General features: G+C 40.1%; 8 protein-coding genes and 4 tRNA genes. All 12 read right to left on the bottom strand.

What is annotated here, in order from left to right; all coding sequences use genetic code 11:
* Positions 1 to 294: GTP-binding protein (locus tag KPC_RS15340; protein WP_016801235.1), on the bottom strand; the 294-nt coding region annotated here is incomplete at its 3' end.
* A 145-nt stretch (positions 295 to 439) separates the two neighbouring features.
* Positions 440 to 514: transfer RNA gene (locus tag KPC_RS15335), tRNA-Thr, on the bottom strand.
* A gap of 13 nt (positions 515 to 527) precedes the next feature.
* Positions 528 to 603: transfer RNA gene (locus tag KPC_RS15330), tRNA-Gly, on the bottom strand.
* 35 nt (positions 604 to 638) lie between these two features.
* Positions 639 to 722, bottom strand: a tRNA-Tyr gene (locus KPC_RS15325).
* Positions 723 to 776: 54 nt separating this feature from the next.
* Positions 777 to 852 (bottom strand) — tRNA-Thr (locus KPC_RS15320).
* A gap of 97 nt (positions 853 to 949) precedes the next feature.
* The gene (trpE, locus tag KPC_RS15315; RefSeq protein ID WP_121975230.1) at positions 950 to 2443 is read right to left on the bottom strand and encodes an anthranilate synthase component I; all 1494 of its coding nucleotides are present in this window, start codon (positions 2441 to 2443) and stop codon (positions 950 to 952) included.
* Between the two features lie 128 nt (positions 2444 to 2571).
* Positions 2572 to 3240, bottom strand: coding sequence for a phosphoglycolate phosphatase (locus KPC_RS15310; RefSeq protein ID WP_121975229.1), 669 nt, complete (start codon positions 3238 to 3240; stop codon positions 2572 to 2574).
* Positions 3241 to 3381: 141 nt separating this feature from the next.
* Positions 3382 to 4125: an FHA domain-containing protein gene (locus KPC_RS15305; protein WP_121975228.1), complete on the bottom strand. Its 744-nt coding sequence runs from the start codon at positions 4123 to 4125 to the stop codon at positions 3382 to 3384.
* A 68-nt stretch (positions 4126 to 4193) separates the two neighbouring features.
* On the bottom strand, positions 4194 to 6497 hold the full coding sequence (gene gspD / locus KPC_RS15300; RefSeq protein ID WP_121975227.1) for a type II secretion system secretin GspD: 2304 nt from the start codon (positions 6495 to 6497) through the stop codon (positions 4194 to 4196).
* Positions 6498 to 6538: 41 nt separating this feature from the next.
* Positions 6539 to 7387 (bottom strand): type II secretion system protein N, encoded by an 849-nt coding sequence (locus KPC_RS15295; RefSeq protein WP_121975226.1) that lies wholly within the window; start codon positions 7385 to 7387, stop codon positions 6539 to 6541.
* Positions 7387 to 8130, bottom strand: a complete 744-nt coding sequence (gene gspN, locus KPC_RS15290) for a type II secretion system protein N (protein WP_121975225.1) — start codon at positions 8128 to 8130, stop codon at positions 7387 to 7389. The genes KPC_RS15295 and gspN overlap by 1 nt, the downstream gene beginning before the upstream one ends.
* 163 nt (positions 8131 to 8293) lie before the next feature.
* Positions 8294 to 8620, bottom strand: coding sequence for an H-NS histone family protein (locus KPC_RS15285; protein WP_121975224.1), 327 nt, complete (start codon positions 8618 to 8620; stop codon positions 8294 to 8296).
* Between the last annotated feature and the right edge of the window lie 129 nt (positions 8621 to 8749).

Genomic DNA, 8749 nt, shown 5'->3' with positions numbered 1-8749 from the left:
CTGAGCAGCACCAGTGATCATGTTTTTAACATAATCGGCGTGTCCCGGGCAGTCTACGTGAGCGTAGTGACGAGTTGGAGAATCGTATTCTACGTGTGAAGTATTAATTGTAATACCACGAGCTTTTTCTTCAGGTGCAGAGTCAATTGCTGCGTAATCTTTAGCTTCACCGCCGTAAGTTTTTGCACAGATTGTTGCAATAGCAGCAGTAAGAGTTGTTTTACCATGGTCAACGTGACCGATTGTGCCCACGTTTACGTGTGGCTTATTACGTTCAAACTTAGCCTTAGCCATTTGATATTCCTCGTTTACGTCGAACCCAACTCTGAGACTACCCCAGCATCGACATATCGTCTAAAAAACTAGACACCTAATACTTGAAAAGCAGACTAATAAGCCTGCTTTTGAAAACTGTGTGGAAAAACCACTAAACTTTATCTGGAGCTCTTATCGAGATTTGAACTCGAGACCTCTCCCTTACCAAGGGAGTGCTCTACCACTGAGCTATAAGAGCGATAATCCTTCGATGGAGCGGGAGACGAGGATCGAACTCGCGACATGCAGCTTGGAAGGCTGCCGCTCTACCAACTGAGCTACTCCCGCACAATGTTGGTACATTTACCACTACTCGAAGTTAATGGTGGTGAGAGAAGGATTCGAACCTTCGAAGCTTACGCGGCAGAGTTACAGTCTGCTCCCTTTGACCGCTCGGGAATCTCACCATATCGCACTTAACTTTCAGTGCTGTTCTTTTTACTACACGACCAACTTAAAGATGGTGCCGACACTCGGATTCGAACTGAGGACCTACTGATTACAAGTCAGTTGCTCTACCAACTGAGCTATGTCGGCGTTTCTTTTGTTTCGTACGTTTCGTATCGGAACGGTGTGCAGTTTAGCAAAACTTTCAGCTCATGCAAGCAGTTTTTTAAAAAAAACTGCCAAAAACTTATAAAATCAAACCGTTTGACGATAATTCAACCGCTTTGATCACTGCGCGAGCTTTTATTTGCGTTTCATTCCACTCAGATTCTGGATTTGAGTCAGCAACCAACCCCGCTCCTGCTTGCACATAGACTTTATTTTCACGAATAACACAGGTTCGGATTGCAATAGACATATCCATTTCCCCCTGCCACCCCAGATATCCGATTGCCCCACCAAAAATTCCACGTTTGACAGGTTCAACTTCATCAATAATTTCCATTGCCCGTATTTTTGGTGCACCAGACAGTGTTCCAGCAGGGAAAGTTGCCTTAAAGACATCTAGTGCATCTACATCATCCCGAACTTCACCTTGTACATTTGAAACAATATGCATTACATGTGAATAACGCTCGATGACCATTTGATCGGTCACTTGTACTTTTCCAACTTTTGATACACGCCCTACATCATTCCGACCAAGATCAATCAGCATAAGATGCTCTGCTATTTCTTTTTCATCAGAAAGCAAATCTTTTTCAAGTGCCAAATCTTCTTCTTTGGTTTTACCGCGAGGGCGTGTCCCTGCTAACGGTCGAACGGTTGCAACACCGTTTTCCAGACGTGAAAGAATTTCCGGAGAAGAACCCACCACATAAAACGGCTTTTGATCTCCCAAGGTATGACCCTGCACCAAAAATAAATAAGGTGATGGATTGAGATGACGCAATGCACGATAAACCTGCAAAGGTTCACCGTCAAAATCAGACACCATACGATGACCTGGTACAACCTGCATCACATCCCCTGCACGAATGTACTCTTTCACTTTATCTACGGTTTGAATAAACCTGTCATGCCCCGTCAAGGACTCAAAATGCGGTGCTGTATGTTTCCGAGCTTTTAGACTAATGGGAGTCGCTAAAATCTCCTCCAATTCATCCAATTGTTTTTGTGCGTTGTTATAGGCATTTTCGTCGCTGGCATCTGCATGCACAATTAAAAATAATGTATCTTTTAAATTATCAAAAACAATGACTGTTTTTGAAAGCATCATCCATAAATCTGGTAGTCCCACAGGATCAGCTTCAGGCACATTTTTTAAACGTGGCTCGATATAGCGCACGGAATCATAGCCAAAGTAACCTACAAGCCCTCCCGTAAAGCTCGGAAGTTCTGGTAACTCTTTTGAGCTTGGTACTTTATATTGTGACTGGAAATCACGAATATATTGAAATGGATCACTACAGTCTTGCTTGGTAATAAGACCATTACTGTCCTGAACAGTTAGAATACCTTCATTACATGAAAAAACTGTAGATTCACCCAGACCAATAATTGAATAGCGTGCCCAATTTTCACCACCCTCTACAGATTCAAACAGATAAGCTTGTTGATGATCTTTCAAACGGGCAAATACTGAAAGTGGTGTATCAGTATCTGCAAGTCTCTGGCGATATACTGGTATCAAGTTATAACCGTCTGTTTTAAGTTGTTCAAATTGTGTAAAACTTGTCATAAGGAATTTTCTCTATTTTCGATGGACTTAAGGTTTTATAAATTGGCTTAAGCTCGCCATCGAAAAATAACCACTTGATTCATTCCTACTTCCTTTACGTTCATTTGAATAGCTTAATTGAGAGTTATCTAATCAAGTAACTCTCTTAAATCATCAACTACCTGTTGTGGTTGGCACAGTTGAATATCTTCCCCATGATTATAGCCATAGCTGACTACAATACAATCAATATAAGCACGTTTGGCAGCTTCTACGTCGTTACTTGAATCACCAACCATCAAAGTTTGTTCAGGCGTTACACTATAATGTGTAACACAGTAATTTAACTGGGTTGGATCTGGCTTACGTGTAGTAAAACGATCTCCTCCGATAATATCTACAAAATAATGGTCCATATCCAATTCTTGTAGAATCTTGATTGCTGGTTGTTCAGGCTTATTGGTTACACAGATCAATTTCTTGTTATTTCGCTTCCCCCAATCCAAAAAAGGTAAAACCCCCTTAAATGGTTTGGTATCCACACAAGGATCAGCATTATAAATTTCCAAAAAGGTTGTGAGCAATTGCTGATGTAATTGTGGTTCAACTTCACCTTTTAAATATTGCAAAGTACTACTGCAAAATAATGAAGTTCCTTTACCAATCCAGACTCGGACTTGCTCTTCAGTCACTAAAGGTAAATTTAAATGCTCTAGACTCAAATTCATTGCCCGATATAAATCAAAAGCTGAATCAACCAGTGTCCCATCCAAATCAAATAAAATAAGTTCTCGCTGATCTAACTTTGCAACACTCATGATTTACACTCAAACAGATTATAAAACCACAATAAAGCCTCAATTTCACCAAATGGTTCAAGCTTTATCCCATCACATTTATATAACATAAAAATGATTAGGGCATGCGATTGCATGCCCTAATTTTAAATACAACAAGGGCTATTTAAAAAACAGCCAGGCGATCACTGCCAAAATGATCAAAACAATAATCGTCATTAAACCAACAGAAGCATTTTTACGCTGTTCTTTCTCTTGTTCAACCATTGTTTTGGTTTCAGGAATAACAACAGGTTTTGGTTCAGGAGTGGCATGTACATCTACCCCCTCAGGAATTGGAGCAGGCTTAGGAACAGAAATATTTTGTGGCATTCCATTTGCACTAACCGAGACATCATTAGAGCGCTCAGACAAACTTGGCATCCCCTGCTCATTCATTTGTTGAGCAGCAGCTTGTTTATCTTCAACTGGTGATTTCACCTCAGCTGTTGCTATCGCCTCAATAGGCTGTTCAATTGGCGGGTTAGCTGATACAAGATCAGAATGAGTCTCTGACGCAAGGTTTTCCTTTGTGTCAGTCTCTAGGACATCACTCTCAGCCATTTTTCTGATTGCAGCAGGTTCCAAAACAGAAAATTTCAAACTTGCAAATTGAACAATATCGTTTTCTTTAAGCAGGGTTTCATGATCAATACGTAGATCATTCACAAATGTTCCATTTGATGAACCTAAATCCTGAACCCATAGCGCCTTGTCCTTTAGCAAAAATGCTGCATGACGGCGAGAAATTTCACCAGACTGCAAAACAATATCTGCTTCCTGACTACGGCCAATCAACATATCACGATTAATGTCGATTTCCTGCCCTGTCATTTCACCCGTAATTGCTTGTATTTTCCAAGTCATATACACATTTCTCTTTATAAGTTTTTGATCATCATAACATGACAAATCAAAACCACCAGAACCTTAGCCTAGTTAGCACTGCGAATCGTAGTTGTTGTCACGGTATTTCTTGTTCGTTGTACATCTTGTTTTGGTTCAACAGGCTGCGACTGGACAGGCTTTTCAATGATATAAGTTTGTGTACGCGGCTCAGTTGCAACTGGCGTTGCCTTTGAAGAACCGCCAGATGGTACTCTTTGATAATTCTGAGCAGGAGGTTCTTTTTTCATAGGAGCTGTAATCGGTAAACGTTGCTCATAAATATTATCTACATTTTCAGGAAGCTTGGCAAAACTTCCATCTTTATCAAATGCCAACTGTAAACTATAAATTTGATCATATTTTCCACGTGTAATACGACGTGCATCATCACCATTACTGATAATAGTAGGATGTATAAAGACCAATAAGTTGCGCTTTTCCCCAGAACGATTATCTGCCCTGAACAAACGTCCCAAGCCTGGAATCGCTCCCAAAAATGGAACAGATTCTCGACCATATTTAGCATTGTCTGTCATCAATCCACCCAACACAACAGTCTGCCCATGATCAGCTATGACAGAAGTTTTTATGGCACGTTTATTAGTGACCAGATCTGTCGCCTGCCCTTTACTTTCTTCAACATCAGATACTTCTTGCTGAACTTCTAAACGGACCGAACCACCCTCACCTATATGAGGAACCACCTTCAGAGTTACCCCAACATCTTTACGTTCAACAGTTGTATATGGGTTTACTCCTGTTGCACCTGATGTCACTGAACCAGTAATAAATGGTACGTTCTGCCCAACAACAATATAAGCTTCTTCATTATCCATCGTGACAATCGACGGTGTAGACAATAGATTAGTTTTTTGATTACTTTTTAAAGCCTGAATCAAAGCTCCATAAAGTTTACGCGAGCCATCTGCCCCTTCTTTATAATCCCCAATCCCTATCACGGTTCCCACGCCATTTTTATTACCACCAAGTGCTGATGCCAACCCAGATGCACCGTTAGAGAGATAACCAGCAGCCAGGCTCGCAAGTCCTGCTCCAACATTGGAAAAATTGACTAATCCGATACCACTGCTCAGATCCCCCATTGCCCATTGCACCCCCAATTGATCCGCATCACTTCCAGTTACTTCCATGATGGCAGCTTCAATCAACACCTGCTGTCTACGCGTATCTAACTGTTGTATCGCAGCATCAATTTCCCGCATCAACTGTGGCTCAGCTTTCACAACCAAAGAATTTTGCGTTTCATCAGCAATAATACTTACACCATTGCCATTAAAACTGCTGATATTGTTTTGATTAGAATTATTCGAGTTGCTATTTAAATTAATCGAAGGTGCTGAAATATTTGAATTTCCACTATTGCTAGAAGAACTAGAGTTATTATTAATCAAGTTATTAATCGAGTTGCTATTCGAAGAGTCTGTATTTGAGTTGTTTGAATTATTTGAATTGACAGCTTGCCCCGTGACCAAGCCTTGCAAAATCTGGGACAAGTTTTTCGCACTAGCATACTTCAGACGATACACTTTTAAACCACCCAAACGATCTGCAGATGGTACATCCAGCATTTCAATAGTATTGCGAATCCTCTTACGGGAACCAGGATCACCTTTGATTAATATTCGATTGGTACGTACGTCAGCAATGATTCGTACACGTGATCCCGCCAAATCCTTTGATGTTCCAGTTGCACTCATTGCCTCAAGCTGCTTGATAATTTCCTCTGCCTGACTCGCTTGCAAAGGTACAGCCTCTATATCATTTTGCCCAGTACCATCCAGATTTCGAATTATGGTTTCTATTTGATAAATATTTGCTGCACGATCGGAAACAATAAGCGCATTTGTCCCCTGTACAGCAGCCATGTGCGCAAACTGTGGCATCAAAGGGCGAAGTGCAGGGATCAAATCATTTGGATTAGTATTTTCAAGCCAGATTACCCGTGTAACCACCTGATCCCCCGATGCACGACGCCTTGAATCATATGGTACACCAGCATTTTTCACATTACTGTCAGGAACCAGCCGGATTGTATTACCAGATGGGATGGCAACAACACCATTGACATTAAGCACACCTAAAAATAGATCGTAAACTTCATTTTTATTTAATGGCTTATTTGAAATAACAGTAACATTACCTCGCACGCGAGGATCTACTGCAAAATTTTTACCTGTAATATCCGCAACTTCATTAATAAAGGCTGTTAGATCAGCATCACGCAAATTTATTTTCCATGTTTGCGCGTGTGCCACACTACTCACCGTCATCACTAGCGGCGCCGCTGCAACTAATGCCCAAAGTGGACGACTATGATTCAAAAAAGCCATAATTTATTGTATTTCCTAACTCTTATCGTGATTTTTATCACTTACAAACTTTGCTGAATGGTCATCACCTGATCACCACGCTTAATTTCTATTTTCACTTTTCCATCGCGTTTCGCTTGTTCTAACAATTGCACATCGGTTTGTCCTTGACCGACAGGCTGTCCATTGAGAGAAATAATGCGATCACCCGATCTCAAGCCCAATTTATTTCGCAATGCAGCAGGAGTATTGTCAGTCACTTCATATCCTTGACCTCCAGCTGTATTTACACCCATATTCTTTAGATATTGGTCACGATCTTGTTGCATTTTCTGGATCGCCTGCCCCAATGCATTCTTGTCAGAACTCGTGCCTGGTGCTGATGCAGGCGGTACCGAACTTGGACTACTCTGGTTCGTTTGCTCAGGCTGGGATAAATTCTGGTTTAATGTCTCTAGCTTGGCAAATTTAAGCTCTTTGGTTGCACCAGAATCATTCTTCAAGATCACCTTATCCCAATATACTTCCGCAAGCTGATATGAGGTCGAGTCAAGTTTCTGCCCAATCACATAATTATCAGCTGTTTCATTCACTTTTATGACTGCGGAAGAATTTTGACTTGGATAGGCAACCACAACTCCTTGCAATGCAAAATTTATGTTGTCATCCTGTGACTCTGTCGCAGCTTGCTCCTGAAATAGAGAGAATGATGAAATATTTGGGACCTGTGGTTGCTGTGAACCTAAGGCAACCTGATCAAACTTCATGACCTGAGGAGGAGCTACAATCCACCAAAACATCGAAGCCAACTTCCAGCATAACGCTAAAATCAAGATAATCAGGACAATAGGAGCAACCCGATCTAGTTTTTGCCAAGAGATATCTGATAATTTTTCTTTAATATTAATCATTAGAAACCACCCTTTAGAAGTGGCTGTCTTGAGCTAAGTACGTAGGTATCCAACCCCGCTTTTCCATCATAAGAAGGCACATTCATCAAAAAACGCTGTGTTAACTGAACATCCAACATGAGATCTGAATCTAAAACCAGATTCGCCATTTTTTGGCTACGCTGATCCAGAATTTCAAAGCTCATTTTTCCTGATTCATCTTTTACAGCACCATTTAAAGATGGAACATTCATTCTGTCCTGACGTTGCCCCATTGTATAAACAAGCTCACCACCACCCCAATGCAACTTTCCGTCAGACTTAGTAAACCCTTGTTCTTTTTTAAAATCAAACTGGATATTGCTCAATTGGATCGCATTGCTTGGCCACTGCCAATCCACCATTGTTTTTAATGTTTCGGGAGAGACTTGCCCAGTCATTTTTCGGGCAATAATTTTTTTCCCAACACCATATGCCATTACACCTTTGAGCTGTGTATCTCCGCTGTGGATTTCTACATCTGCACCTAAACGCAATAAAGCAACATCAAGTGGTCTGGTTTTCCAGGCAATAGAACCTCGTAACTGACCTTTATGCCAATCTGCCTGTCCTTGCCAAATATTACCACTGACATTTTGTAGCACCTGGTTATCCTTATAAAATTTTGAAATCAACCAAGTTGCTGGAATTTGCAATAATACAAAAATTAAAAATGCAATGACGGCGAAGATCCACCATTTCAACTGTTTAGTTTTTTTGTTCATCCAGCCATTACCAATTCTTTCATTTATTATTCCGTACGAGATAATGTCCTCTCACACATTATGCATACTTTTTTCATATCTCCAATTCACAGATATAAAAAAAACCAAGCATTGCTGCTTGGTTTCTCAAATTTTACTAACTATGAATGACAGTTAGATGAAATTAGATAAGAAAATCTTCTAGGCTACCGCCTTTTTCAAGCTCTGCAACCAACCAGCGAGGTTGCTTACCACGACCTGTCCAGGTTTCAGATGGATCATTTTTATTACGATAACGTGGCTCTACAGCTTTGCGTGTTGTTTTTTTACGTTTTTGAGCGCCATATTCAATTAATTGCTCTAAACTTAAACCTACTTTATCCGCAATTTCAATAATTGAATTATAAGCTTCTTCTAACTCTTGATCTTTTTTAGATTCAATTAATGCTTCAGCTTCAGCAGTTAAGCGTTTTAATTCTTCAACAGAAAGATTACTAATATCGGGCATCATACTAACTCCATAAATACGTTTCAATAATAATTATTTAAACTAATTACTAATATTTTTATCATACTTTTTATTAATANAAATAATCAAGTCTTAAAATAATCAGACACTGGTATTCCTTACATTATATAT

The sequence above is a fragment of the Acinetobacter stercoris genome, assembly GCF_900323515.1.
Lineage (GTDB): Bacteria > Pseudomonadota > Gammaproteobacteria > Pseudomonadales > Moraxellaceae > Acinetobacter > Acinetobacter stercoris.
Note: the sequence above shows the minus strand (reverse complement) of the source record. Positions and strands in the feature narration are given on the sequence as shown.

Bases quoted from the DNA above. Each gene is read 5' to 3' on its own strand.
- KPC_RS15285 (WP_121975224.1), bottom strand. From the start codon at position 8,620: ATGATGCCCGATATTAGTAATCTTTCTGTTGAAGAATTAAAACGCTTA.
- gspD (WP_121975227.1), bottom strand. From the start codon at position 6,497: ATGGCTTTTTTGAATCATAGTCGTCCACTTTGGGCATTAGTTGCAGCG.
- KPC_RS15310 (WP_121975229.1), bottom strand. From the start codon at position 3,240: ATGAGTGTTGCAAAGTTAGATCAGCGAGAACTTATTTTATTTGATTTG.
- gspN (WP_121975225.1), bottom strand. From the start codon at position 8,130: ATGAACAAAAAAACTAAACAGTTGAAATGGTGGATCTTCGCCGTCATT.
- KPC_RS15305 (WP_121975228.1), bottom strand. From the start codon at position 4,125: ATGACTTGGAAAATACAAGCAATTACGGGTGAAATGACAGGGCAGGAA.
- KPC_RS15295 (WP_121975226.1), bottom strand. From the start codon at position 7,387: ATGATTAATATTAAAGAAAAATTATCAGATATCTCTTGGCAAAAACTA.
- trpE (WP_121975230.1), bottom strand. From the start codon at position 2,443: ATGACAAGTTTTACACAATTTGAACAACTTAAAACAGACGGTTATAAC.